Raw genomic sequence first — 25059 nt, 5'->3', positions numbered from 1 at the left:
GATCTCTTATTCCGATATCAGGCGAAAAATTTGCGCGCATATTCCAGCGCCTCAACAAGAGAGTCTACTTCGGCGCGGGTATTGTAAAGGCCGAACGATGCCCGGCATGTGGAGGTGACGCCGAACCGTTTCAAGAGCGGCATGGCACAATGGGTGCCGGCGCGCACGGCAACGCCGCGCCGGTCGATCACCATCGAAACGTCATGGGCATGGATGCCCTCGAGCTCGAAGGAGAAGATGCCGCCCTTGTCAGGCGCATTGCCGATGATGCGCAGCGAATTGATCTCGCGCAGCCGCTCAGCGGCGTAAGCCGCAAGATCTGCCTCATGCGCGGCAATCGCGGCACGGCCGAGATTGTCCATATAATCAAGCGCGTAACCGAGACCGATGGCCTGCACGATCGGCGGCGTGCCGGCTTCGAAACGGTGCGGCGGCTCGTTATAGGTCACGTTGTCTTCGGAAACGTCGAGGATCATCTCCCCGCCGCCCTGGAACGGCCGCATCTCGCGCAAGCGGTCAGCCTTGCCGTAGAGCACGCCGATGCCCGAGGGACCGTAAAGCTTGTGGCCGGTCATGACGTACCAGTCGCAATCGATATCGCGCACGTCGACCGGCATGTGAACCGCGCCCTGAGAGCCATCGACAAGCACCGGAATGCCGCGCTCATGGGCGATGCGGCAGATTTCCTTGACCGGCACGATGGTGCCCAGCGCATTCGACATATGGGTGATGGCAACGAGCTTGGTGCGCTCCGTCAGGCTTTTTTCGAAAGCCTCGATATGGAACGCGCCGTCATCATCGACAGGCACCCAGACAAGCTTGGCGCCCTGCCGCTCGCGAATGAAATGCCACGGCACGATGTTGGAGTGATGTTCCATGATCGAGATGACGATCTCGTCGCCCTCGCCGATCTTTGGCATGCCGTAACCGTAAGCAACCGTATTGATCGCCTCGGTGGAGGATTTGGTGAAGACGATCTCGTCCACCGAACCGGCATTCAGGAAACGGCGCACCTTTTCGCGCGCCGCCTCATAGGCGTCGGTTGCGGCATTGGAGAGGAAATGCAGGCCACGATGCACATTCGCATATTCATTGGAATAGGCATGAGAAACGGCGTCGATTACCACCTGCGGTTTTTGAGCGGACGCGCCGTTGTCGAGATAGACCAGCGGCTTGCCATAGACCTCGCGCGACAGGATCGGGAAATCCTTCCGCACGGCTTCAACGTCATAAGGGGCCGCCAATGCGGCGCGTTCGCTCTCAGGCATGATGTTCCAGCCAGCCGGAGATGATAGTCTCCAGCGCCTCTACCAGATTTTCTTCTTCCAGTTCCTCGGCGATCTCAGCGACGAAGGCGTTGACAAGCATCGCCCGCGCCTTTGCCCGCGGCACGCCGCGCGCCATCAGATAATAGAGATGGTTGTCGTCAATATCGGCAACCGTCGCACCGTGACCGCACTGAACGTCGTCGGCGAAGATTTCAAGCTCCGGCTTTGCCGAGAACTCGCCATCGTCAGACATCAGCAGCGTATTACACGCCATCTTCGCATCGGTCTTCTGGGCATCGGGGGCAACCCGGATCATGCCCTGGAAAATGCCCTTTGCACGGTCGAAGACCACGTTGCGGAACACTTCCGTCGAGGTCGTGTTCGGCACGTTGTGGCCAAGAACCATCGTCACGTCGGTATGGGTTTCGCCGCCCAACAGGTTGACGCCGCGAACGATGAGGTCAGTACCCTCGCCGTCCACGTCGATGCGCAGTTCCTGCCGTACCAGCTTGCCGCCGGCATTGATGACGAACAGACGAATCTTGGCGTCCGCACCGATTTTCATGCGCAGCTGGCCAAGATGAATATCGGCCGCGCCCTGTTGCTGCAGGATGATCCAGGTCACTTCCGCACCGTCTTCGACAACGATGTCGGTGACGGAGGAAACCAGGGCGGCATCCGAAGTCACCGAAAGGTGACGCTCGATGACGGTCGCCTTGGAACCCTTGCCGAAGCGCACCGGGAAGCGGCTGTGAACCTGACCTGCGCCATGAATCGCCTGCAATTCGATCGGCTTTTCGATCTCGGCATCAGCGGGAATGTCGAGCATCAGGCCGTCGCGCACGAAGCTGCCGTTGATACGGCCGATCACGTCGTCCTTGCTGGCTTCCGCAAGGCCTGTGGCGGCCGAGCCGTCAAGCAGGCTCTCGGCAAAGCTGGAAACGCTGATGTCTTCGATCTTGCCGACATTGGCCGTGCCATGCAGCACGTAGGCGACGGACGAGCCGGCGACAACAGACGCCTGCTTTTCGATAACAGGTGCGGGCTGGTCCTCGGGAATGGCACGCAACAGGCTCTTGAGATCGGTATAGTGCCACGCCTCGATGCGGCGGGTCGGAAGACCGCCGGTCTTCAGATCGTCGAACAGCACGTCACGGGCGGCGACAACCGCACCATTGCCCGGCAATTCGCTGAACTTGGCGGTATAGGCGTCGATCAGCGCGGTTTCCGCTGGCGTCAGCCGATTGGTCGTTTGAATGTTCATGGACATCACCTCCTGGCCTCTGGCTTAGGCCGCTTCACCGATGATGTCGGCGTAACCATTGTTTTCCAGCTCCAGCGCCAGGGCCTTGTCGCCCGAACGGATGATCTTGCCCTTGTAAAGAACGTGAACGCTATCAGGCACGATGTAATCGAGCAGGCGCTGGTAGTGGGTGATGACGACAGTGGCGCGATCCGGCGACTTCAGCGCGTTGACGCCATCAGCCACGATCTTCAGCGCGTCGATGTCGAGGCCGCTATCGGTTTCGTCGAGAACGCAGAGCTTCGGCTCCAGCAGCGCCATCTGCAGGATTTCGGCGCGCTTCTTCTCACCGCCGGAGAACCCAACGTTCAGCGGACGCTTCAGCATGTCCATGTCGATCTTCAGGTCGCCGGCAGCTTCCTTGACGCGACGGATGAAGTCCGGCGTCGTCAGCTCGGCCTCGCCGCGCGCCTTGCGCTGCTCGTTCATAGCAACCTTGAGGAACTGCATGGTGGCAACACCGGGAATTTCGACCGGATACTGGAAGGCCAGGAAAATACCCTTGGCAGCGCGCTCGGCGGCATCCAGTTCCAGAATGCTTTCGCCGTTATAGAGGATGTCACCGGAGGTGACTTCATAGTCTTCGCGGCCCGACAGGATGTAGGACAGCGTCGACTTGCCGGAACCGTTCGGGCCCATGATGGCCGCAACTTCACCGGCAGCAACCTTCAGGTTGAGGCCCTTGATGATCTCGGTTTCGGTATCGGCGATCTTTGCGTGCAGGTCGATGATTTCAAGCATGGTTTTATCCTAAGAATAGTGTGAGCGAAGGTGCGCGAAACCGCGCACTCAAAGTGCGTATTCGTATGACGATCAGCCGACCGAACCTTCCAGCGAAATGCCGATCAGCTTCTGCGCTTCAACCGCAAATTCCATCGGCAGCTGCTGGATGACATCCTTCACGAAGCCGTTGACGATCAGTGCGATGGCCGACTCCTCGGGAATGCCGCGCTGCAGGCAATAGAACAGCTGGTCTTCGGAAATCTTCGACGTGGTCGCCTCATGCTCGAAATGAGCAGACGAGTTCTTCGCCTCGATATAGGGCACGGTATGGGCACCGCACTTGTCGCCGATCAGAAGCGAGTCGCACTGCGTGAAGTTGCGCGTGTTGGTCGCCTTGCGGTGAGCCGAGACCTGGCCGCGATAGACGTTTTCCGAGAAACCGGCGGCAATGCCCTTGGCGATGATGCGGCTCGACGTGTTCTTGCCGAGATGGATCATCTTGGTGCCACTGTCGATCTGCTGATGGCCGTTGGAAACCGCAATCGAATAGAATTCGCCACGGCTGTCGTCGCCGCGCAAAATGCAGGACGGGTATTTCCAGGTGATGGCAGAACCGGTTTCAACCTGCGTCCACGAGATCTTCGAACGGTCGCCACGGCAATCGCCGCGCTTGGTCACGAAGTTGTAGATGCCGCCCTTGCCGTCCTTGTCGCCCGGATACCAGTTCTGGACTGTGGAATATTTGATTTCGGCATCGTCGAGTGCCACGAGTTCGACCACGGCGGCGTGAAGCTGGTTCTCGTCGCGCTGCGGCGCGGTGCAGCCTTCCAGATAGGAGACGTAGGCGCCTTCTTCGGCGATGATCAGCGTGCGTTCAAACTGGCCGGTGTTCTTTTCGTTGATGCGGAAATAGGTGGAAAGCTCCATCGGGCACCGCACGCCCTTCGGCACGAACACGAAGGAACCGTCGGTAAAGACAGCCGAGTTCAGCGTCGCGTAGAAATTGTCAGTCGTCGGAACGACCGAGCCGAGATATTTCTTCACCAGATCCGGGTGCTCGCGAACGGCTTCGGAAATCGACATGAAGATCACGCCGGCCTTGGCCAGTTCCGCCTTGAAGGTGGTGACGACGGACACGCTGTCGAACACCGCATCCACGGCCACGCGGCGGTTTTCCACGCCGGCCAGGAGTTCCTGTTCCTTCAGCGGAATGCCGAGCTTCTCGTAAACCTTCAGCAGTTCCGGATCGACCTCGTCCAGCGACTTCGGGCCGGGGGTGCTTTTCGGTGCGGCATAATAATAGAGATCGTTGAAGTCGATCTTGGGATAGCTGACGCGCGCCCATGTCGGCTCTTCCATCGTCAGCCAGCGCTTGTAAGCCTCAAGACGCCATTCCAGCATCCATTCCGGCTCCTGCTTCTTGGCCGAGATGAAGCGGATAACCTCTTCCGAAAGGCCCTTCGGGGCCTTGTCGACTTCGATCTGTGTCTCGAAGCCGTATTTATACTGGTCCACATCGATCTGGCGGACCTGATCGATCGTTTCCTGAACCGCTGCCATGTCGTTCTCCAATCTCGCCGGAGCCAAGGTCCGGTGGCTTGTCAACGTATCAAGGCGGAAAGCCGCCTTATCCATCTTCGGGCAAATCGTCCGTGCCGCATAAACGGGCGGAGCTTATACCCATGTAAGTGCGGGATGGCGCTTTTCACACATCCCGGCAAGCGGAAAATTGCTATTCCGCAATTCTTTGCCGCATTTTACGCGGCCTGACCGGCCAGCTTGCGCCGCCCGGCAATTTTCGTAAACGCCGCAAGCGTGCGTTCAATATCTGCCTCATCAGTCGCGTGGCCAAGGGAAATCCTCAGTGCGCCGAGCTTGGGGTCGCGCCCCATCGCCGTCAGCACATGGCTTTCCCCCACCTTGCCGGAAGAGCAGGCCGAACCGGCCGAGAGCGCGATGCCTTCTATATCAAAGGCGATCTGGCCCGTCTCCGCCTTCAAACCGGGCAAGGTGAAAAACGTGGTATTGCCGACACGGCCGACATCCTCACCGTAGATGATCACGTCAGGCGCGACTGCCCGCATGCCGTCTTCCAGCCTTGCGCGCAGCGCTGCAAGACGCGTCGCTTCGGTCTCGAGGTTTTGCGCAGCAATAGCGGCGGCGGCACCGAAACCGATGACCGACAGGGTATTTTCAGTACCGGAACGATGTCCCTTTTCCTGGCCACCACCATGGATCAGCGGCTTTGGCATCATCACCTCGCCGCGGGACACCAGCGCCCCAGCACCCTTCGGGCCACCAAGCTTGTGGGACGAGATCACAAGGAAATCGGCATCCAATGCATTGATATCGAGCGGAACGCGGCCAGCAGCCTGCACGGCATCGACAACCATCAATCCCCCTGCTGCATGTGCAAGCCGCGCCGCTTCAGCCACCGGCTGAAGAATGCCGGTCTCATTATTGACCAGCATGCAGGCGACCATCGGCAGACCAGTGGACTTGTCGTGCGCAGACAGCAGAGCCTCAAGGGCCGCAAGATCGATGACACCCGCTGACGTAACGGGAATTTCCGTAACGTCAGCCTTGCCGAACCGGCCTCCTTCACGAAAAGCGGGGTGTTCGATCGCCGAAACGTAAAGACGACCATAGCGTACGGGAGCGCGCCCCATCCTGAAATCCGGCGTCAGCACCAGATTGGCCGCTTCCGTCGCCCCGCTGGTAAAGGTGACGTGGGATGCCTGTGCGCCGCAAAGCACCGCCACATCACGACGGGCAGCCTCAACGGCCGCGCGGGCGGCACGCCCTTCCCGGTGCACGGAGGACGGGTTGCCGGCAATCTCCAGCGCGGAGACGAGAACCTCCCGCACGGCGGGCAAAAGCGGCGCCGTGGCGTTCCAGTCCATATATGTGCGCGTCAAACCCGTCATCGCGGAATAGTTTCGCTCAATCTTAATTGCGCCAAAACGCATTTTTCTTGAAATTACAGTTGCGCTTGCCTTATGACACGACCGAGTGCTTAAGCACACGCAAAGTTTCGAATTATTCTAAACTGCGTTCTAGAAAAGATGACACAGTTCGTCAAGTCTTCTCATCGGAAGAATGCGGTTGGAGAATGAAAAAACACGACCGGAGTACCAATGCCCGAAGTCATTTTTAACGGCCCTGCGGGTCGCCTCGAAGGCCGTTATCAACCCTCCAAGGAAAAGAGCGCGCCGATAGCGATCATCCTTCATCCGCATCCGCAGTTCGGCGGCACGATGAACAACCAGATCGTCTATCAGCTGTTCTATCTTTTCCAGAAGCGCGGCTTCACCACGCTCCGGTTCAATTTCCGCTCGATCGGCCGCAGCCAGGGCGAATTCGACCATGGTGCTGGCGAGCTTTCCGACGCCGCTTCCGCTCTCGACTGGGTGCAGAGCCTGCATCCGGATTCGAAGAGCTGCTGGGTTGCCGGTTATTCCTTCGGCGCCTGGATCGGCATGCAGCTTCTGATGCGCCGTCCGGAAATCGAGGGCTTCATGTCGATTGCGCCGCAGCCCAACACCTACGACTTCTCCTTCCTCGCCCCCTGCCCGTCTTCCGGCCTCATCATCAACGGCGATGCCGACAAGGTCGCGCCAGAGAAGGATGTGAACGGTCTGGTCGAAAAGCTGAAGACCCAGAAGGGCATCCTCATCACCCACCGCACCCTTCCCGGCGCCAACCACTTCTTCAACGGCAAGGTTGATGAGCTGATGAGCGAATGCGAGGACTACCTCGACCGCCGCCTGAATGGCGAACTGGTTCCGGAACCGGCAGCGAAGCGTATTCGCTGATAAGCCGCGCATCGTCGGGGCAGGTCTTGATCTAGCTACAGTGATCGACGGCGGGCTTGGCTTACCCCCCTCTGCCCTGCCGGGCATCTCCCCCTCAAGGGGGGAGATCAGCCAGACGCCTGCTCTTTACCTAAGCTGCTACGTTCAAGGTGGCCGATAGGTCGCCACGATTCGATCTCCCCCCTTGAGGGGGAGATGCCCGGCAGGGCAGAGGGGGGTGAGCCACACCCGCCGTCGTCTATTACGCCCTCACCAAAACCCCACCCGTCACCGGCTCATTCACACCCGTCGTTCCGGGGTAGGTCAGCGGCAAGCCTTTAAGCGATCGCACGGCCAGATAGGCCCAGGCCTCCGCCTCCATCGCCCCGCCATCGAAACCCGCCTCTTCCGCCGCAATCACCCGCGCGCCCACCTTTGCGGCAAGGCTCGCGAATTCTTCCATAATCACCGGGTTGAGACGCCCGCCACCGCAGACCACATAGGTTTTTGCTTCTTCCGGCAGATAGCTCGCCGATTTGAGGATTGCAGCGCCCGTCAGATGCGACAGCGTGCGCGCGCCGTCGGCAAACGAGGCCTCGCCCTTTTGCGGTGGCACAAAATCGCTGCGATCAAGGGAGCGGCGGATATTGGCCGAGAAGAACGGGCTTTCCATGTAGCGGGTGACGAGCGAGGCAACGACACTGCCGCCCGCCGCCGTCCTGCCACCCTTGTCGAAGGCTTTCCCCGTATGCGCCTCGATCCACTGGTCGATCAACATGTTGCCGGGACCGCTGTCGAAAGCGGCAAGTCGCCCTCCTTCGCCGATATAGGTAAGGTTGGATATGCCACCAATATTGACGAAGACGGCAGGCGTTTCGAACTCTGCCGGCAGATTGGCGGAGAGCGCCATGTGATAGGCGGGAATGAGCGGCGCGCCCTGCCCGCCATGTACCATGTCGTTCGCCCGCATGTCGTAAACCACATCGATGCCGGTTTCTTCAGCCAGAAGCGCGCCGTCGCCGATCTGCACGGTCAGCGCCTCATCCGGGCGGTGCAGCACCGTCTGGCCATGAAAACCGATCACATCGATATCGCCGGCTTCAAGCCGGTGACGGTGGAGGAAGGATTTGACCGCCGCGGTATGGGCAAGCGTCAGCTTGCGCTCTGCCTCACCAAGATCGCCGGGACGCTCGCGCCGTTCGCGAATGGATTTGGCTGTCACAAGCGCCTTCTGCCAGATGGCCCGCAGGCCCGGATCATAGGGGAAATAACCGCTCGGCCCGTGCCGCACCACGCTTTCGCCATCCGTGCGCAACAGGGCGATATCGATGCCGTCCATCGATGTCCCGCTCATCAGCCCGATCGCCGTTTTGACCTCGCCCATGCGCCGCTCCCCTTCAATATCGAATCATGATGACGTGAATCGCCGTTATTCATGGCCGAAACGGGTGCACATTTCAAAAAACAATGATAAAGCCGCGTCGTTCATTGGCTGCTTACGGCATTGTGGAGCGTCCTTTGCGCGTCCGAAAGGACGTGCGGCGCTCCAGCGACGGCAAAGATCAAACCAGAAAGTAAAAGGTTATGTCCAGGTTCAAGTCCGATTTCCTCCGCACGCTCGATGAGCGCGGCTTCATTCACCAGATCTCCGATGAGGCAGGTCTCGACGAACTGTTCGCCAAGGAAACCGTGACCGCCTATATCGGCTATGACCCGACGGCTTCGAGTTTGCATGTCGGCCACCTCACCCAGATCATGATGCTGCACTGGATGCAGAAGACCGGCCATCAGCCGATTTCCCTGATGGGCGGCGGCACCGGCATGGTCGGCGACCCCTCCTTCAAGGAAGAGGCCCGCAAGCTGATGACGATCGACATGATCGAGGACAACATCACCTCGCTCAAGCACGTCTTTGCCAACTACCTCGATTATGACCGCGCTGAGAACCCGGCACTGATGATCAACAATGCCGACTGGCTGCGTGGACTCAACTACCTCGAATTCCTGCGCGACGTCGGCCGCCACTTCTCGGTCAACCGCATGCTGTCCTTCGACAGCGTGAAGACGCGCCTCGACCGCGAGCAGTCGCTGTCCTTCCTCGAATTCAATTACATGATCCTCCAGGCCTACGATTTCGTGGAGCTGAACCAGCGTACCGGCTGCCGCCTGCAGATGGGCGGCTCTGACCAGTGGGGCAACATCATCAACGGCATCGACCTCGGTCACCGAATGGGGACACCGCAGCTTTACGCGCTGACCTCGCCGCTGCTCACCACCTCCTCCGGTGCGAAAATGGGCAAGTCGGCATCGGGCGCCGTGTGGCTGAACAAGGACCTGCTGCCGGTCTATGATTTCTGGCAGTACTGGCGCAACATGGAAGATGCGGATGTCGTTCGCTTCGCGAAGCTCTTCACGACGCTTCCGATGGATGAGATCGCCCGTCTGGCAGCACTCGGCGGATCGGAGATCAACGAGGCGAAGAAAATCCTCGCGACCGAAGTAACGGCGATCCTGCATGGCCGCGCCGCTGCGGAAGAAGCTGCCGAAACCGCGCGCAAGACCTTTGAGGAAGGCGCGCTCGCCGAAAACCTGCCCTCCATCGAGGTTCCGGCATCCGAACTCGAAGCCGGCGTCGGCGTTCTCTCGCTCATCGTGCGCGCCGGTCTCGCCGGTTCGAACGGCGAGGCCCGCCGCCATGTTCAGGGCGGCGCGGTGAAGATCAACGACATCGGCGTTTCCGATGAGCGTCAGAACGTTGGTTCCGGTGAAGTGACCGGCGACGGCGTCATCAAGCTCTCGGTCGGCAAGAAGAAGCACGTGCTGGTTCGCCCGGCGTAACGCCCGCGCTAAAGCTGTTATTGAGGGCCGCGAAAGCGGCCCTTTTTATTGGAATTCGAAGATCTGCCGGAAGACGCCGGGCGCGATCAACGACAGCGGATTGATCGTCAGCTTCGGCTGGTCCGTCTGGCCTGACAGTTTGAAGGTAATGCCGAGCAGACCCCGGTCACGGCCATTGCCAAGGAAGATGCCGATAAACGGCAGTTCCCCGAACAGCCGGTTCAGGCCATAGGCAGGCATGAAGGTGCCGGTCATGTCCATGCGGCCGCTCTGGTCCTTCAAGAGCCCCTGGAATGTCGCGCCGATCTGTTCACCGCGCACGACGCCGTTTTCCACCGCCACCGAACCGTTGACATAAACGAGGCGGGCAAAACCGCGCTGGAATTTTTCCGAACTGACATCGATATTGCGGCGCACCGCATTGTTGAGGCTCCTGCCGTCCTCACCCGTCGGTGTGGCGACGATGTCCTGCAGCTTGGCTTCGTTGACGACGGCAAAATTGCGCAGGTCGAGCGAGCCACTCCAGTCGCTGCCATTGGACGTCGTCAGCGCAAGATTGAGCAGGCCGCCGCGGATGCGGCTGTAGATATTGGCAAAACGGGCGAGCGAACCCGCATCGCTGCTGGTCAGCGTTACGGTTCCCGTCGCCCCGCGATTGGTGGTCTGGGCGACGACCGCCTGGCCGTTGCCGGTGACACCGCGGAAATCAACCGAGCGTACCTTGCCGTCCCGCACGCTGACATCGGCGCTGACATTGCCGAGGATTTCGTCGTTGAAACCGTAAACCTTGTCGAACTGCGCCTTGACGGAAAGTGTGGGCTGCGAGCGGGATGCGCCGTCGCTGCCGCTGGAGGGGCTGCGCAGCTTCGAAATGAAGGGCCTGAGATCGGCGGATTTGCCCGATGCATTGATGATATAGCCGTTCTTCGACGCGGCGACCGAAACGGCGTAATTGTCGGAGGGCGAGAGTTGCACGCGGCTGAGATCGGCGGAAATCAGCCCGTTCTTGCTGAAGGCGATATCGCCGGCAGCGCCGAAACCGTCACCATCGAGTGAGAAGTCGCTGATCGTCGTGCGCCCATCAGCCACTTCCATGGTCAAGGTGGCATTGGCGGGAATGCCGATACCCTTGCTCCAGCCGAGCCCGGGCAGAATGATCGACGCCTTGGTCAGATCAAGCCGGATGTCCTGGCGTTTGGGGTCAGCGCCGTCGATTTCGATCGCCGTCGTGCCGCCGAGGACCGTGGACAGTTCAGGGGCGAGCTTGGCGACCTGCGTCTCATTGAGGGTTGCCTTCAGCGACAGTGTCGGCGCGATATCGCTCTTCTTGCGCACCGGCTCCGTCATCACGATGTCCATCGGCACGTCGTCCACGCGGCCCTTGCCCTCCAGTTTGAGCTGGCGGTCGTCCAACGTCATGAAGCCGTCGAGAGCGGTCACCTTGTGGCCGGCGAAGGGCTTCGTCAGCGACAGGTTTTTCAGGTCGAGATCGGCCGTCCAGACCGGCGGCGGCGGGTTGTGGCTGGAAAGCAGGCCAACGGTGAGATTCGCGTGGGCTTTGACATCACCGGTGAAATCTTCCGGTTTGAACTGCGTGTCCTTGAGCGCATTGATGGGTTTGAGTGTCGCAAGCTCGGCCACGGCGTCGGCCGAACCTGAAACGTTCAACTCGAGATTTCCGAGCAGCGGCTTGTCGTAAACAGCGGAAATGAGAAAGCGGCTGTTCTCCAGCGCGAGCGAGCGGTTCGACGGGAAATAGGTGGTGCCCTGCTTGATATCGACGGCCATCTTGCCGCCGACAAGGTCAAAATGCGCATCGACATCGCGCAACGGTGGAATGTCGCCGGTGGTATTGAGACGCGTATCATCGATATCGAAGCGGATCTGCATTTCGCTTTCGCCCAGCACCAGAGGGCAGCCGGGGCCGCACATCCGTCCCTGCGGGATGAAGATCGCGATTGAACCATTGGTTACGGTGCCGCCGTAAAGATTGGATACCACCCAGTCGCGTGGTTTGTGCGCCATCCAGAACGGCCAGAGCTGCTTGACCGCCGTGGCCTCCATCTTCGGAATCTGTCCGCCGAAACTGATTTCCGGCGACCCCTGGCCGAACCGGATTTTCAGCGATCCCGCCATGTCTCCGAGCGGGCCCGAGACATAAAGCGCGGGAACATCAAGCTGTTTCGTCGCCGCCGTGAAATGCCCGTCCGCCTTCAGGCTGAAAGGAACTGGGGCCTCCCCCGAAGCTTCGGACGAAGCAACGCCATTGTCGATCCGCAACGAAAGACCGAAGCCGTCTTCCGTATCGCTGATTTCACCGGCGACCGGAATAATAGTCCGGCCGAGCTCCAGCCGCGAATTGTCGATGACGAGGGTGCTTTTTGCAAAGTCATAATGCGCATTGACGGTGCCTGCCGTGAAGGTCTGGGCTTCGCCGCCAATCCGAAGCGTGCCGTTGCCCATGCCGAGGGAAACGTCCAGGCGCGGCTCCTGCCCCTGCGTGGCCCGCCGGGCGACAATGTTGACGCCGGTCTTGACGTTCAGGCCCTCATGAAGATTGCCGTCGGGATCGTATTTTTCCAGGAACGGGCCGATATCGAAACCGTCGATGCGGGCCTCGAAGCCGTTGATCACACCGCCCGCGCCGGAGGTTTTGAGCGACACGCTGGCAATTTCACCGTTAAACAGCGTTTCGCCATTAAGCGAATAGCCGCCCTGCTGATCCGGCGTCAGCGACAATTCGCGCACTTCGATTGTACGCGGCTTGCCGAGTTCGCCGGGCGGCAGGTGAACCGAAACGCTAGAGATATCGATCTCCTCGGTTCCGCTGCTCAGGAAAGCCTGGGCGAGCTTGTCGAGCTGTCCGAAGGCATCCTGCAATTGCTGCGGCACGGCGTCGAGCTTGACGCTGGTGAGATCGAACCCGTTACCCTTGGGCAAAAGCGCGGTATCGAGCTCCATCCCGTCAGCTTCGAGGCTTTGCACCGAGACACGGCCGGTCAGAAGCGCAAGCGGATCGAGCGCCATGCCGATCGCCCGCGCCCGGCTCAGATGCTGGCCGGATTCCTTCTCAACGATATCCACGTCCTCAGCCACCAGCGCAAGGCGCAGCCCGGTGGAAAACCTGATAGCCGAAGAACCGATCCGTGCGCTGTAGTGTGGACCGAGCGCCTTTTCCAGCGCCTGCTGCGCCTGGCTGGAAAGCGTCGCATCGATCGATCCGGTCTCGACGGAAAGAATGATGCCGCCGATGGAGAGGAAGGCCAGCACGAAAAGCGCCGCGAAAATCTTGACGAAGGCTCGCACCATGGAGCGCGGCGCGGGGCAATGAACGATGATGGGATCTTCGGCCTGCGCCGAAGGAAGATCATGCAGCGCAATGATATCACGCCTGCCGAACTTGACCTTTTCACCCCTGACTTCAGCCATACGCCCTTGTTTGCCCTTGAATAGCTTTTGTTTCGCCGCAACACCGGAGCGGATGGCGAAAAGTATAAGCGGTTTCCGTCTGGAATCCCGCTCTAATTCTTTAGCCCAGATCATGATTGAGATTTAAGATCGTTTCGACCTCAAATCTCAATCATGATCTGGACGACGCGCGGTTTCGCTATATATCGAATGTGGCGACTTTCACTCAACATCCCGGCGAAAGAAAGGTAGATTATGACAGACTTGACGATTGGCGGCACCGCTCCCGATTTTACTTTGCCCCGTAACGGTGAAGGGACGGTGACGTTGTCCAAACTGCAAGGCAAGGCCGTCATCCTCTATTTCTACCCGAAGGACGACACATCGGGCTGCACCGCCGAAGCCATCGACTTCAGCGCGCTGGGCGGCGAATTCGAGGCAGCCAACGCCGTCGTCATCGGCATTTCGCCCGACAGCGTCAAAAGTCACGACAAATTCGCGGCAAAACACGCGCTCTCCGTCATGCTGGCCGCCGATGAGGAGAAGAAGGTGGTGGAAGCCTACGGCGTCTGGAAGGAAAAAAGCATGTATGGCAAAAAATACATGGGTGTCGAACGCACCACCTTCCTCATCGCGCCGGATGGAAAAATCGCGGAAGTCTGGAACAAGGTGAAGGTCGCGGGTCACGCGCAGGCCGTTCTTGAGGCCGTGAAAAAACTCTGAGGGACCAATCCGTCGTGACGCCCCCGTTCAAGATCATTTCGCTCCGAGGCGGCGCGACGGATGCCATCGTGAGCGCCGATCTCGACAGAAAAACCGCGCTAGCGCAGGAAACGGCGACGCGCTGGTTTGCACGCCGCCTGTCGCTGCGCTCCCCGCTCGACCCGCCGCTGCCCGAACGTCCGGGCAGGCCCGAGAAGCCGGAACTCGTGTCGCCAACCGCCGTGGAACGCCGCTCGCTCCATAGCGTCAAGGGACGGATCGCGCTGCTGCATGCCATCGCCCATATCGAACTCAACGCCGTCGATCTCGCACTCGACATCGTCGCCCGATATGCCAGCGAGCCCGTGCCGCATTCCTTTTTCGATGGCTGGATGCAGGTCGCCTTCGAAGAGGCAAAACATTTCCGGCTGGTGCGCGACCGCCTGAGAAGCCTCGGCGCCGACTACGGCGATCTGCCCGCCCATGACGGGCTCTGGCAGGCAGCTCATTCCACCCGCAACGATCTCACCGCACGGCTGGCGGTCGTCCCGCTCATCCTGGAAGCGCGCGGACTGGACGTCACCCCTTCCCTGCAGGCAAGGATGCGCGAGACCGGCGACCTCGAAAGCGCCGCCGTTCTCGACGTCATCTATAATGATGAAAAGGGCCATGTCGCCATCGGCGCGAAATGGTTCCGGTTCCTGTGCGCGCGTGAGAAGAAGGATCCGGCCGCAACTTTCAGGCAGCTGGTGCGCGCCAATTTCCGCGGCCCGCTGAAACCGCCCTTCAACGACCTTGCCCGAGCCGAGGCGGGTCTTACGCCTTCGTTTTACCGCTCGCTGACCGCCGTCAGCAATAGCTGACACCCGCAACTCACCTCCGGCAAAACTTCGTTAACCTTAACGAATTATGATTTCCCTTAAGAAATCGGCCAGTCCGGAGAGAGATTGTGACTGATACGGCGGAAAACCGGGTATTCGGCAAAAAGCGTGAGCCGCACGTGCTCATTCTCGCGCGCGGCGACAGGGTGCGGCACATGACCATCCGGCCGTGGATGGCGGCGCTTGCCGGCTGCACGATCGGCCTGTTTTCACTCGGCTATCTTGGCGCCACAAGCTATCTCATCTTGCGTGACGACCTGATCGGCGCGACCATGGCGCGCCAGACCCGCATGCAGAACGACTATGAAGACCGCATCGCGGCGCTGAGGGCACAGGTGGACCGTGTCACTTCCCGGCAGCTGCTCGATCAGCAGGTTGTTGAAAAGAAAGTGGAAAAGCTGCTGGAACAGCAGGCGGCGCTAACCTCGCGGCACGGCCGCATGAGTGAATTGCTGGAGCGCGCCGAAAATTCCGGCATCGCCGCCTCCCCGGCCGCGCCCTCGTCTCTTTCGAACGCCATGGCGCCGGAAAAACGCGCTGACCTCTCCGGCGGCCTTTCGGCCATTGAAAAGCTGATGGCGCCACGCAGGCCACAGGCGGAAAAGCCCGCCACATCAGACAGACGCGCCGCGTATGTACCCGAAGCCGGCGAAACGCCATCCGATCGGGCCGATCGGGTGTTCTCTAAGGTGACACTGTCGCTGAAGGATATCGAACGCCAGCAGATATCGCGCATAGCCAGACTGACCAGCGACGCCGAAGACAAGGCGAACGCGATGCAGGACATCATCCGGCAGGCGGGCCTGAAAATCGAGGAAAGCGGCACGAACGACATAGGCGGCCCCTATGCCGATCCCGAGCGCGGTGAAGGCGATCCCTTCAACCTGTCGCTTACCAATCTCGACAATGCCCTGAACAGGCTCGACATCGTCAAGGAAACCGCAACCGCCCTGCCCTTCGGCAACCCTGCTCCCGGCCGGGCGATCACAAGCCGATTCGGCAACCGGATGGATCCGTTTCTCGGCCGCCCGGCCCTGCATACCGGCATCGATTTTCGCGCCGAGACCGGTGCTGACGTCAAATCCACCGGCGCGGGCAAGGTGACGGTGGCGGAAAACTCAGGCGGCTACGGCAATATGGTTGAGATCGATCACGGTCAGGGGGTTTCGACGCGATTCGGCCATCTCTCCGCCATTCTGGTGAAAGCCGGCGACAAGGTCGAAGCAGGCGACGTCATTGGCCGTGCCGGCAGCACCGGTCGCTCCACCGGTCCGCATGTGCATTATGAGGTGCGCCGCAACGATACGCCTGTTGATCCCATGCGGTTCCTGATCGCTGGAACGGAACTCAAAACCTATTTAAAATAGCAGCACGATTTTAATGCTTTTTTTGCGCTTTTCACGATAAATCGCTGAAATCTGCACCAAAGGCCCAGAAGCCCCGCCCGAACCCCGCTGTTTCGCGCGCTTTCCCCGTTGTTTCCTTGACTTTCCGGCAATTTGGGCATATCCCCGCGCCAAGTCTTTGCAAGTGCCGCAGCGGCACGCAGGTGTTCTTACCGAACCAGAACGGAAAAAGTTCTTCCTTTGACAACATTCTCTGATCTTGGCCTGAGCCAAAAAGTTCTTTCCGCTATTGCAGATGCCGGCTACACGACGCCGACACCCATTCAGGCTGGCGCCATTCCGCCGGCGCTGGAAAAGCGTGATATCTGCGGTATCGCACAGACCGGCACGGGCAAAACCGCGTCCTTCGTTCTGCCGATGCTGACGTTGCTCGAAAAGGGCCGTGCGCGCGCCAGAATGCCGCGCACCCTGATCCTCGAGCCGACCCGTGAGCTTGCAGCGCAGGTGGCGGAGAACTTCGAGAAATATGGCAAGAATCACAAGCTGAACGTCGCCCTCCTCATCGGCGGTGTTTCCTTCGAAGACCAGGACCGCAAGCTGGAGCGCGGCGCCGATGTGCTGATCTGCACGCCCGGCCGCCTTCTCGACCATTGCGAGCGCGGCAAGCTCCTGATGACCGGCGTGGAAATCCTCGTCATCGACGAAGCCGACCGCATGCTCGACATGGGCTTCATTCCCGATATCGAGCGTATCGCCAAGATGATCCCCTTCACCCGGCAGACGCTGTTCTTCTCGGCCACCATGCCGCCGGAAATCCAGAAGCTGGCTGACCGGTTCCTTCAGAACCCGACCCGTATCGAAGTCGCCAAGCCTTCTTCCACGGCAAAGACCGTGACGCAGCGCATCGTCGCCGCGCACAACAAGGACTATGAGAAGCGCGCCGTGCTGCGCGATCTCGTCCGTGCCGAAGAGACCGAACTCAAGAACGCGATCATCTTCTGCAACCGCAAGAAGGATGTGGCAGACCTGTTCCGTTCGCTGGATCGTCACGGCTTTTCCGTCGGCGCCCTGCATGGCGACATGGACCAGCGTTCGCGCACCACGATGCTGCAGAATTTCCGCGATGGAAATCTGACGCTGCTGGTCGCCTCCGACGTTGCAGCACGCGGACTGGACATTCCCGATGTCAGCCACGTCTTCAACTTCGATGTTCCCATTCACGCTGAAGACTATGTCCACCGCATCGGCCGCACCGGTCGCGCGGGCCGTTCGGGCAAGGCCTTCACCCTCGTCACCAAAAGCGATGCAAAATATCTGGACGCGATCGAAAAGCTGATCGCCGAGAAGATCGAGTGGCTGAGCGGTGACCTGTCCTCACTCCCCGCGCCCATGGAAAGCTTCGAGAGCAATTCCAGCCGCCGAGGGCCCAAGGAACGTGGCGGTAGAGGTCGCGACAGGAACCGTCGCGATGCACCCGCATCGCCGGTCGAAAACATCAATCAGGATGCACAGTCCGCTGTGGATACGGACATTGCGGCTCACGGAGAAGACAAGGTGAAGGCAGAACGCAGACCGGAAAAGACCCCGCGCAATTCCGAGCGCAACAGCCGCAACCAACCGCACGCCAATGACGACAACCGCGACCGCCGCCGCCATTATCGCGACCACGACGATGGCCCGACACCGGTTGGTTTCGGCGACGACATTCCCGCCTTCATGCTGATCGTGGCCAACGCCAAGGCTTGACCAGCGCAATGGACAATATGACATCAACCATCAAGCCCGGCCTCGATTTTCCGGGCGTTGGTGTCGGCCTTGTCATATTGCGTAACGAGCGCGTACTTTTATGCCGGCGCCTGAAGGCGCCGGAAGCCGGATACTGGAGCATTCCGGGCGGCAAGGTCGATCACCTTGAAACTTCCCTCGCCGCAGCACGCCGCGAGGCCGAAGAAGAAACCGGCCTTGAGATCGGCGACGTCGAGTTTCTCTGCCATAGCGAATTTATCGATACGCAAGACCGCCACCACTGGGTTTCGCTGATCTTCGTTACCCGCGATGCGCAGGGTGAGCCGGCATTGACCGAACCGGACAAGCTTTCCGCTATCGGCTGGTTCGATCCGGGTGAACTTCCCGAACCCATCTCCGCCTTTGCCAGGGACGCCCTGGCCGCCCTGAAATAAGGCCGCACAAGCGGCCAACCGGACCCGCCTGCAGGCAACAAGGGCGTTCGACGGGCAATTTCACACAGTCATACGATCTATACGCCGGAGTTGGATTTACCCTCTCCGCGCTATATCTTTTCCAGAAATACAAAAATGAAAGAACGTCTTTGCGCCAGGCTTTCAGAATTCAATTTAAAATTGCTTAAATTAGCTTCATGTAAAAAACCGCCCCAGTTGCCTGAAGCGGTTTATACGTAATGAAAAAAATAGAATATAGAATGTAATATAGTCTGGCAGTGCTTATAATCGGAACACTTTCCGAGGCCTGTTACAGCCAATTTCAGTCGTCCCCTGAAACAGTTACATCTAAGCTAATCATTTACTTTCCGTCAAGCAAATCTTCTCGCAAATGCGAAAAAAACATGGCGTAAAAGCGGTGAATAATTGGAAGGATTATATATTCGTCATATATATCAATAAATTATGCAATTGATAATAAAATGTGCATGTTTTTGTGCTGCACTCTGAAAAGCATAAACCTAGCTCAGTCTTTTCTAAACTGTGCTTATACGCGGCACATGTAATAGATTTATGAAGTAACGCAACTCACGGCAGGAACACGAAATACCTCCTCGCCCATTCGGTGCAAAGGAGGAACAACTCCACCGCAAGAACAGCCGCACCGCGAGACCGGTCGCGCGCAATTGCACCGAATGAAAACAATTAAAAGTTGCTGGACTGCTCCGCGCCCTCGAATCGGGTAACTTCCGATCAAAACCGCCGCCCTGCGGATGGCGATATGCGATTATGATGAAACCGCAGCGATTTTTCCTTTGGAAAACCGGTTGTTGCCGATAAACATCAAGCCGGGACAACAGGATTTCTATCGCGTCATGCTTTCACTTCGCCTGCTAACGATCATCGCCGGTTTTGCCTTCGCGGGCTCAGCAAGCGCGGCATCGATTGGCATTGTTGCCCCTCAGAACGGTCCTTACGAGCTTCTGGGCCAGCAGATGCGGCAGGGGGCGAAGGCGGCGGCGGCCAAGCTCGGGCTTGATGTCGTCGAAATCCATGAGAGCTGCGAAGACGGCAGCGGCGGCGCGATTGCCGATGGCCTCGTGGCCGCCAAGGTCAGCGCCGCGATCGGGTTTTTATGCACGGAGACGCTTCAGGGCGTTCTGCCGCCATTGAAAGCGGCCGCCATTCCCGCGATCACGCTTTCCAGCCGCGCGCCGATCCTGATGGAAGATGCGCTGAAATACGGCTGGCCGCTTTTCCGCCTCGCCCCGTCTGACAGGGCCGAATCGGACAGGATCGCCGAAATCATCCTGCGCGACTGGAAGGGACACTCCATCGGACTTGTGGATGACGGCACGATCTATAGCCGCGAGCTGGTGGACCGCATCCGCTCGGCGCTCGAGGAAAACGGCCTCAAGCCCACCTTCACCGATACGATGCGGCCCAACCAGGAACAGCAGGTGGCGCTTGTGCGCCGGCTGGCGCGCACCGGCATCTCCCATGTCTTCGTGGGCGCGGAGCGCAACGACGTCGCCATCATCGCCCGGGATGCCGCATCCGAAAACCTTCCCTTGACCATCATGGGCGGCGACGCCATGAACGCCGCCAACAATCCGGTTCCCTTGACCGCGAATGTGCTGGCCGTCACGCGTCCGGCCTATGACGCCCTGCCCTCCGCCCAGACCGCCGCCGGCGAACTGCGGGGCGCAGGCATCGAACCTGAGGGCTATATCCTGCCCGCTTATGCCGCGGCCGAACTCACCGCCGCCCTTGCGGAGGCAGTGCAGGCGCAGTCGAAACCCGGGCCGGAAATATTGGCTGGCGGCGCCGTCTTCAAGACCGTCATCGGCGATCTCGGCTTCAACCCGTCACACGACCTTTCCGACAATCCCTATCGCCTGCAGCGCTGGAACGGCCAGCGTTTCGAACCGGCGGACAAGGCGGAAAAACAATAGGCAACGCGGCAGCAACCGAAATTCGATGAAACGCGGCTGAAAACCTCCGGCAACCGCGCGGCCAGCCGTTTCAAACCCGGATACTTGATGTTAAAGGCAGCTTACGCAACGCGTCGAGAGGAGTTTGCCCCATGTCCCTGCCCATCCGCATAGCCCCTTCCATTCTGGCCGCCAATTTCGCCAAGCTCGGACAGGAAGTCGCCGATGTCACGGAAGCCGGCGCGGACTGGATCCACCTCGATGTCATGGATGGCCACTTCGTCCCCAACATCTCCTTCGGCCCTGATGTCATCAAGGCGCTGCGCCCGCACAGCATGGCGTTCTTCGACTGCCATCTGATGATCGCACCCGTTGATCCCTATCTCGAAGCCTTCGCCAAGGCCGGCTGTGACAGCATCACCGTGCACGCGGAAGCAGGGCCTCACCTGCACCGCTCGCTGCAGACGATCCGCGGGCTCGGCAGAAAGGCCGGCGTGACGCTGAACCCCGCCACGCCGCTTTCGGTCATCGAGAACGTGCTTGATGATGTCGATCTCGTCCTGATCATGAGCGTCAATCCCGGTTTCGGCGGGCAGAAGTTCATTCCGGCCATGCTCGACAAGATCCGCGCGGCAAAGGCAATGATCGGCGACCGGCCGATCGAACTGGAAGTTGATGGCGGCGTGACGGCGGAAACCGCGGGCGCAATCGTTGCCGCCGGTGCGAATGCGCTGGTGGCCGGCTCGGCCGTCTTCAAGGGCGATGGCGTCGCCGACTACCGCAAGACCGTCGCTCAGTTGCGTGCGGCGGCGGAAGCCGGGCGGACGTAACCCGCCACCGCTGAATGCGGACAGGCCGGAGACGGCACAGCAAGGCGTTGGGGGGATTTTCATGGGAAGCGACAGGCGGGGTTTCCGTGACACGGCTTCGGCAGCGCTATTTACGCTGCTCGGCGCGTTTGTCTGGGCCCTCTGCTCAGCCGCGGCCGCCGCCATCGGCCTCTATGTCAGGAACCGGCTGGAAACCGACCACGCCACCGACATAATCACGCTTTTCTTCGTGGGCGGCCTTTTCGGCTGGATGCTGGCCATGGCCGCGTTGCACTTCCTCCCCCCGTCCACCGCCCTGCCGCTGCGTTTCGCGGCGGCCTGTCTTGCCATCGCTTTTTTCACGCTGGCTGTCGCGGCGGCGTTCTTCGCTTTCGAGTACCGGATTTTCTATGCGCAATGGCACGCGCCGGCATTCTCCCGCATCTGGTTTTTCCAGCAGCTCTTCACATCGCTCGGCGCGATTTACCAGTTCTGCGTTCTGGGTCTTGGATTGTATTTACCCTTTGCCGCCGTTCCACTCCTGCCTGCGGGTGCATTCCTTTGCCGACGTGCGCAACGAGCAACATAGGCATGTGGCTTGATAGATTGAGATTACCGGAACACTTTGCTAAACGGGCAGCAAAATTCCTCCACAAAGAAAGTCATTGCCATGATCCCTCGTTACTCCCGGCCGGAAATGGTCGCCATCTGGTCGCCGGAAACAAAGTTCCGCATCTGGTTCGAGATCGAGGCACATGCCTGTGACGCGCTGGCCGAACTCGGCGTCATCCCCAAGTCGGCTGCCCAGACGATCTGGGAAAAAGGCGGCAGCGCCACCTTCGACGTCGCCCGCATCGATGAAATCGAAGCCGTCACCAAGCACGACGTCATCGCCTTTCTAACCCATCTTGCCGAATTTGTCGGCCCTGACAGCCGTTTCGTGCATCAGGGCATGACCTCTTCCGACGTGCTCGACACCACGCTCAACATCCAGCTCGTGCGCGCCGCCGATCTGCTGCTCGCCGATATGGACCGGGTGCTGACGGCGCTCAAGACCCGCGCCTTCGAACACAAGAACACGGTGCGCATCGGCCGCAGCCACGGCATCCATGCCGAGCCGACCACCATGGGCCTGACCTTTGCCCGCTTCTATGCCGAGATGCACCGCAATCGCGAGCGCCTCGTCAATGCCCGCGCCGAAATCGCCACGGGCGCGATCTCCGGCGCCGTCGGCACCTTCGCCAATATCGATCCGCGCGTCGAAGAACATGTCTGCGAAAAGCTCGGCCTCATCCCCGAGCCGGTCTCCACGCAGGTCATCCCGCGTGACCGCCACGCCATGTTCTTCGCGACCCTCGGCGTCATCGCCTCGTCGATCGAAAACGTCGCCATCGAAATCCGCCACATGCAGCGCACCGAGGTTCTGGAAGCGGAAGAGTTCTTCTCGCCGGGCCAGAAGGGTTCGTCCGCCATGCCGCACAAGCGCAACCCGGTTCTGACCGAAAACCTCACCGGCCTTGCCCGGCTGGTGCGCATGTCCGTCGTTCCGGCAATGGAAAACGTTGCACTATGGCACGAGCGCGATATCAGCCACTCCTCGGTCGAGCGCGCCATCGGCCCCGACACGACCGTCACGCTCGACTTCGCGCTGAACCGTCTGGCCGGCGTCATCGAAAAGCTGGTGATCTACCCGGACAACATGCTGAAGAACATGAACAAGTTCCGCGGCCTCGTGCATTCGCAGCGCGTTCTGCTGGCGCTGACGCAGGCAGGCGTTTCCCGCGAGGACGCCTATCGTCTCGTCCAGCGCAACGCCATGAAGGTGTGGGAACAGGGCGCCGACTTCCTTGAGGAACTGCTGGGCGACGAGGAAGTGCGCGCCGCACTTCCCGAAGAGGTCATCCGCGAAAAGTTCGACCTCGGTTACCACACCAAGCATGTCGACACGATCTTCACCCGCGTCTTCGGCAACGCCTGAGACTTGAGCTGAGTAAGAGACCTTGAAGTTAATGTCGCCGCGACCTTGATCGCGGCGGCATCACAACACAGATATGGGCGCATGAAAGTTTCAGAAGCAGATATCCTGATCGTCCCCGGTTATACCAATTCCGGCCCCGACCACTGGCAGAGCCGCTGGGAGCGCAAGCTTTCCACCGCCCGTCGCGTCGAGCAGGCCGAATGGGCCAAACCCGTGAAGGAAGATTGGGTCGCCCGGCTGGTGGAAGAGGTCAACGCCTCCACCAAGCCCATCGTCCTCGTCGCCCATTCCCTTGGCGTGCCGACCGTCATCCACGCCCTGCCGGAAATCGGCAAGAAGGTGTCCGGTGCGCTGTTCGTTGCGCCGCCCGATGTCGCCAATCCCGATATCCGGCCCAAGCACCTGATGACCTTCGGGCCTTACCCGCGCGACCCGCTGCCTTTCCCGACGATCACCATCGCCAGCCGGAACGATCCTTTCGGCTCCTATGAACACGCCGATGACATTGCCGCCGCCTGGGGTTCGTTGCTGATCGACGCCGGCATGTCCGGCCATATCAACAGCGAGTCCGGCCATGGTCCGTGGCCGGAAGGCGGCATGGTGTTCGCCCAGTTCCTGAGCAGGCTGAAGGCTGTCGAGCCCTGACGGCGGCGGCCGTGCGGGCCGCCTCCCCTTCGATCTGCCCCGGAAGCCTATTTTCCGGGTGCCGCGGTTTCTCCGGCCTGTCACAAGAATTGAAGGGAAATATGCGAGCCGCATTGTAGAATGCACTCTTTTCCTTTATGGGACCGCTTCAAAGACCAAACGCAACGCCACCAGAATCGGCGTCAACCAAGAGACCTGCAATTATGAACCGTCGCCGCCGTATTTACGAAGGCAAGGCCAAGATCCTCTACGAAGGTCCGGAGCCAGGCACGCTTATCCAGTTCTTCAAGGACGATGCGACCGCCTTCAACAAGAAGAAGCATGAAGTCATCGACGGCAAGGGTGTGCTGAACAACCGTATCTGCGAATATGTCTTCACGCATCTGAACAAGATCGGCATTCCCACCCACTTCATCCGCCGCCTCAACATGCGCGAGCAGCTGATCAAGGAAGTGGAGATGATCCCGCTTGAGATCGTCGTGCGCAATGTCGCCGCCGGCTCTCTCTCCAAGCGCCTCGGCATCGAGGAAGGCGTGGTGCTGCCGCGCTCGATCATCGAGTTCTATTACAAGTCGGATGAGCTGGAAGACCCGATGGTCTCCGAAGAGCACATCACGGCGTTCGGCTGGGCCAATCCCGCCGAGCTTGACGACATCATGGCGCTCGCCATCCGCGTCAACGACTTCTTGTCCGGCCTGTTCCTCGGCGTCGGCATCCAGCTCGTCGATTTCAAGATCGAATGCGGCCGGCTCTTCGAAGGCGACATGATGCGCATCATCCTCGCCGACGAGATTTCGCCAGACAGCTGCCGCCTGTGGGACATCGAGACCCAGAAAAAGATGGACAAGGACCTGTTCCGCCGCGATATGGGCGGACTTGTGGAAGCCTATTCCGAAGTGGCGCGCCGTCTCGGCATCATCAATGAAAACGAACCGATCCGCGGCACTGGTCCGGTCCTCGTAAAGTAATATTGGCCTCGTAGGGTAAAATCAGGAGAAGATCAGGTGATCAAGGCACGGGTGACTGTTACGCTGAAGAACGGCGTTCTCGATCCGCAGGGCAAGGCAATCGAAGGCGCGCTCGGCAGCCTCGGTTTCGGTGGCGTCGGCCATGTCCGTCAGGGCAAGGTCTTCGACCTGGAGCTGGAAGGCGCCGACAAGGCCAAGGCCGAGACCGACCTGAAGGCGATGTGCGAAAAGCTCCTGGCCAACACGGTCATCGAAAACTACGCTATCGCCATCCTCTGAAGC

At 59.9% G+C, this 25059-nt stretch carries 21 protein-coding genes; 14 read left to right on the top strand and 7 right to left on the bottom strand.

Annotated elements, in window-relative coordinates; all coding sequences use genetic code 11:
* Positions 1 to 17: 17 nt before the first annotated feature.
* From AC5I5B_RS01515 to AC5I5B_RS01495, 5 genes are all read right to left on the bottom strand, one after another.
* The gene (locus AC5I5B_RS01515) at positions 18 to 1268 is read right to left on the bottom strand and encodes a cysteine desulfurase (RefSeq protein WP_087744168.1); all 1251 of its coding nucleotides are present in this window, start codon (positions 1266 to 1268) and stop codon (positions 18 to 20) included.
* Positions 1261 to 2532 (bottom strand): Fe-S cluster assembly protein SufD, encoded by a 1272-nt coding sequence (sufD, locus tag AC5I5B_RS01510; protein ID WP_111796303.1) that lies wholly within the window; start codon positions 2530 to 2532, stop codon positions 1261 to 1263. The genes AC5I5B_RS01515 and sufD overlap by 8 nt, the downstream gene beginning before the upstream one ends.
* A 24-nt stretch (positions 2533 to 2556) precedes the next feature.
* Entirely contained in the window at positions 2557 to 3312 is a 756-nt protein-coding gene (sufC, locus tag AC5I5B_RS01505) for a Fe-S cluster assembly ATPase SufC (RefSeq protein WP_003507958.1), read from the bottom strand.
* 72 nt (positions 3313 to 3384) lie between these two features.
* Positions 3385 to 4854, bottom strand: a complete 1470-nt coding sequence (gene sufB, locus AC5I5B_RS01500; RefSeq protein ID WP_060726327.1) for a Fe-S cluster assembly protein SufB — start codon at positions 4852 to 4854, stop codon at positions 3385 to 3387.
* 197 nt (positions 4855 to 5051) lie between these two features.
* Positions 5052 to 6221 carry a cysteine desulfurase family protein gene (locus tag AC5I5B_RS01495; protein ID WP_111834545.1) on the bottom strand — a complete coding sequence of 390 codons (1170 nt, stop codon included), beginning with the start codon at positions 6219 to 6221 and terminating at the stop codon, positions 5052 to 5054.
* Positions 6222 to 6431: 210 nt separating this feature from the next.
* On the opposite strand from AC5I5B_RS01495, the gene AC5I5B_RS01490 reads away from it, so the two are divergent.
* The gene (locus tag AC5I5B_RS01490; RefSeq protein WP_003507952.1) at positions 6432 to 7109 is read left to right on the top strand and encodes an alpha/beta hydrolase; all 678 of its coding nucleotides are present in this window, start codon (positions 6432 to 6434) and stop codon (positions 7107 to 7109) included.
* A gap of 241 nt (positions 7110 to 7350) precedes the next feature.
* On the opposite strand, the gene AC5I5B_RS01485 is transcribed toward AC5I5B_RS01490, so the two are convergent.
* Positions 7351 to 8472: an anhydro-N-acetylmuramic acid kinase gene (locus AC5I5B_RS01485; protein ID WP_111834497.1), complete on the bottom strand. Its 1122-nt coding sequence runs from the start codon at positions 8470 to 8472 to the stop codon at positions 7351 to 7353.
* 200 nt (positions 8473 to 8672) lie between these two features.
* Here AC5I5B_RS01485 and tyrS point away from each other — a divergent pair, with 200 nt between their 5' ends.
* Entirely contained in the window at positions 8673 to 9926 is a 1254-nt protein-coding gene (gene tyrS / locus AC5I5B_RS01480; RefSeq protein WP_111834498.1) for a tyrosine--tRNA ligase, read from the top strand.
* 45 nt (positions 9927 to 9971) lie between these two features.
* Here the strand turns inward: tyrS and AC5I5B_RS01475 are convergent, their stop codons facing one another.
* On the bottom strand, positions 9972 to 13355 hold the full coding sequence (locus AC5I5B_RS01475; RefSeq protein WP_111834499.1) for a YhdP family protein: 3384 nt from the start codon (positions 13353 to 13355) through the stop codon (positions 9972 to 9974).
* A gap of 234 nt (positions 13356 to 13589) precedes the next feature.
* On the opposite strand from AC5I5B_RS01475, the gene bcp reads away from it, so the two are divergent.
* The 12 genes from bcp (at position 13590) to purS (ending at position 25056) form a co-directional block, all read left to right on the top strand.
* Positions 13590 to 14057, top strand: a complete 468-nt coding sequence (gene bcp, locus AC5I5B_RS01470; protein ID WP_003507937.1) for a thioredoxin-dependent thiol peroxidase — start codon at positions 13590 to 13592, stop codon at positions 14055 to 14057.
* A 14-nt stretch (positions 14058 to 14071) separates the two neighbouring features.
* Complete coding sequence (locus tag AC5I5B_RS01465) at positions 14072 to 14899, top strand: ferritin-like domain-containing protein (RefSeq protein ID WP_003507936.1); 828 nt, start codon at positions 14072 to 14074, stop codon at positions 14897 to 14899.
* A gap of 86 nt (positions 14900 to 14985) precedes the next feature.
* Complete coding sequence (locus AC5I5B_RS01460; RefSeq protein WP_003507935.1) at positions 14986 to 16284, top strand: M23 family metallopeptidase; 1299 nt, start codon at positions 14986 to 14988, stop codon at positions 16282 to 16284.
* Between the two features lie 219 nt (positions 16285 to 16503).
* Positions 16504 to 18009: a DEAD/DEAH box helicase gene (locus AC5I5B_RS01455; protein ID WP_111792474.1), complete on the top strand. Its 1506-nt coding sequence runs from the start codon at positions 16504 to 16506 to the stop codon at positions 18007 to 18009.
* Positions 18010 to 18017: 8 nt separating this feature from the next.
* Positions 18018 to 18443 carry an NUDIX domain-containing protein gene (locus AC5I5B_RS01450; protein WP_020810920.1) on the top strand — a complete coding sequence of 142 codons (426 nt, stop codon included), beginning with the start codon at positions 18018 to 18020 and terminating at the stop codon, positions 18441 to 18443.
* 773 nt (positions 18444 to 19216) lie between these two features.
* Positions 19217 to 20398: an ABC transporter substrate-binding protein gene (locus tag AC5I5B_RS01445; RefSeq protein WP_162695537.1), complete on the top strand. Its 1182-nt coding sequence runs from the start codon at positions 19217 to 19219 to the stop codon at positions 20396 to 20398.
* A gap of 131 nt (positions 20399 to 20529) precedes the next feature.
* A complete protein-coding gene (gene rpe, locus AC5I5B_RS01440) occupies positions 20530 to 21207 on the top strand; it encodes a ribulose-phosphate 3-epimerase (protein WP_003507931.1) in 678 nt (225 codons plus the stop codon).
* A 61-nt stretch (positions 21208 to 21268) separates the two neighbouring features.
* Positions 21269 to 21775, top strand: coding sequence for a hypothetical protein (locus tag AC5I5B_RS01435; protein ID WP_111834500.1), 507 nt, complete (start codon positions 21269 to 21271; stop codon positions 21773 to 21775).
* Positions 21776 to 21856: 81 nt separating this feature from the next.
* Positions 21857 to 23164 (top strand): adenylosuccinate lyase, encoded by a 1308-nt coding sequence (gene purB, locus AC5I5B_RS01430; RefSeq protein WP_003507924.1) that lies wholly within the window; start codon positions 21857 to 21859, stop codon positions 23162 to 23164.
* A gap of 81 nt (positions 23165 to 23245) precedes the next feature.
* Positions 23246 to 23809 (top strand): alpha/beta hydrolase, encoded by a 564-nt coding sequence (locus AC5I5B_RS01425; RefSeq protein ID WP_003507920.1) that lies wholly within the window; start codon positions 23246 to 23248, stop codon positions 23807 to 23809.
* 203 nt (positions 23810 to 24012) lie between these two features.
* Positions 24013 to 24777, top strand: coding sequence for a phosphoribosylaminoimidazolesuccinocarboxamide synthase (gene purC / locus AC5I5B_RS01420; protein ID WP_003507919.1), 765 nt, complete (start codon positions 24013 to 24015; stop codon positions 24775 to 24777).
* Positions 24778 to 24813: 36 nt separating this feature from the next.
* Positions 24814 to 25056, top strand: a complete 243-nt coding sequence (gene purS / locus AC5I5B_RS01415) for a phosphoribosylformylglycinamidine synthase subunit PurS (RefSeq protein WP_003507918.1) — start codon at positions 24814 to 24816, stop codon at positions 25054 to 25056.
* The last annotated feature ends 3 nt before the right edge of the window (positions 25057 to 25059 follow it).

Source organism: Agrobacterium sp. (assembly GCF_059499945.1).
The sequence above is the reverse complement of the archived record's forward strand: the minus strand, read 5'-3'. Positions and strand labels throughout refer to the sequence as shown.

Bases quoted from the DNA above. Each gene is read 5' to 3' on its own strand.
- AC5I5B_RS01515 (WP_087744168.1), bottom strand. From the start codon at position 1,268: ATGCCTGAGAGCGAACGCGCCGCATTGGCGGCCCCTTATGACGTTGAA.
- sufD (WP_111796303.1), bottom strand. From the start codon at position 2,532: ATGAACATTCAAACGACCAATCGGCTGACGCCAGCGGAAACCGCGCTG.
- sufC (WP_003507958.1), bottom strand. From the start codon at position 3,312: ATGCTTGAAATCATCGACCTGCACGCAAAGATCGCCGATACCGAAACC.
- sufB (WP_060726327.1), bottom strand. From the start codon at position 4,854: ATGGCAGCGGTTCAGGAAACGATCGATCAGGTCCGCCAGATCGATGTG.
- AC5I5B_RS01495 (WP_111834545.1), bottom strand. From the start codon at position 6,221: ATGACGGGTTTGACGCGCACATATATGGACTGGAACGCCACGGCGCCG.
- AC5I5B_RS01490 (WP_003507952.1), top strand. From the start codon at position 6,432: ATGCCCGAAGTCATTTTTAACGGCCCTGCGGGTCGCCTCGAAGGCCGT.
- AC5I5B_RS01485 (WP_111834497.1), bottom strand. From the start codon at position 8,472: ATGGGCGAGGTCAAAACGGCGATCGGGCTGATGAGCGGGACATCGATG.
- tyrS (WP_111834498.1), top strand. From the start codon at position 8,673: ATGTCCAGGTTCAAGTCCGATTTCCTCCGCACGCTCGATGAGCGCGGC.
- AC5I5B_RS01475 (WP_111834499.1), bottom strand. From the start codon at position 13,355: ATGGCTGAAGTCAGGGGTGAAAAGGTCAAGTTCGGCAGGCGTGATATC.
- bcp (WP_003507937.1), top strand. From the start codon at position 13,590: ATGACAGACTTGACGATTGGCGGCACCGCTCCCGATTTTACTTTGCCC.
- AC5I5B_RS01450 (WP_020810920.1), top strand. From the start codon at position 18,018: ATGGACAATATGACATCAACCATCAAGCCCGGCCTCGATTTTCCGGGC.
- AC5I5B_RS01445 (WP_162695537.1), top strand. From the start codon at position 19,217: ATGGCGATATGCGATTATGATGAAACCGCAGCGATTTTTCCTTTGGAA.
- rpe (WP_003507931.1), top strand. From the start codon at position 20,530: ATGTCCCTGCCCATCCGCATAGCCCCTTCCATTCTGGCCGCCAATTTC.
- AC5I5B_RS01435 (WP_111834500.1), top strand. From the start codon at position 21,269: ATGGGAAGCGACAGGCGGGGTTTCCGTGACACGGCTTCGGCAGCGCTA.
- purB (WP_003507924.1), top strand. From the start codon at position 21,857: ATGATCCCTCGTTACTCCCGGCCGGAAATGGTCGCCATCTGGTCGCCG.
- AC5I5B_RS01425 (WP_003507920.1), top strand. From the start codon at position 23,246: ATGAAAGTTTCAGAAGCAGATATCCTGATCGTCCCCGGTTATACCAAT.
- purC (WP_003507919.1), top strand. From the start codon at position 24,013: ATGAACCGTCGCCGCCGTATTTACGAAGGCAAGGCCAAGATCCTCTAC.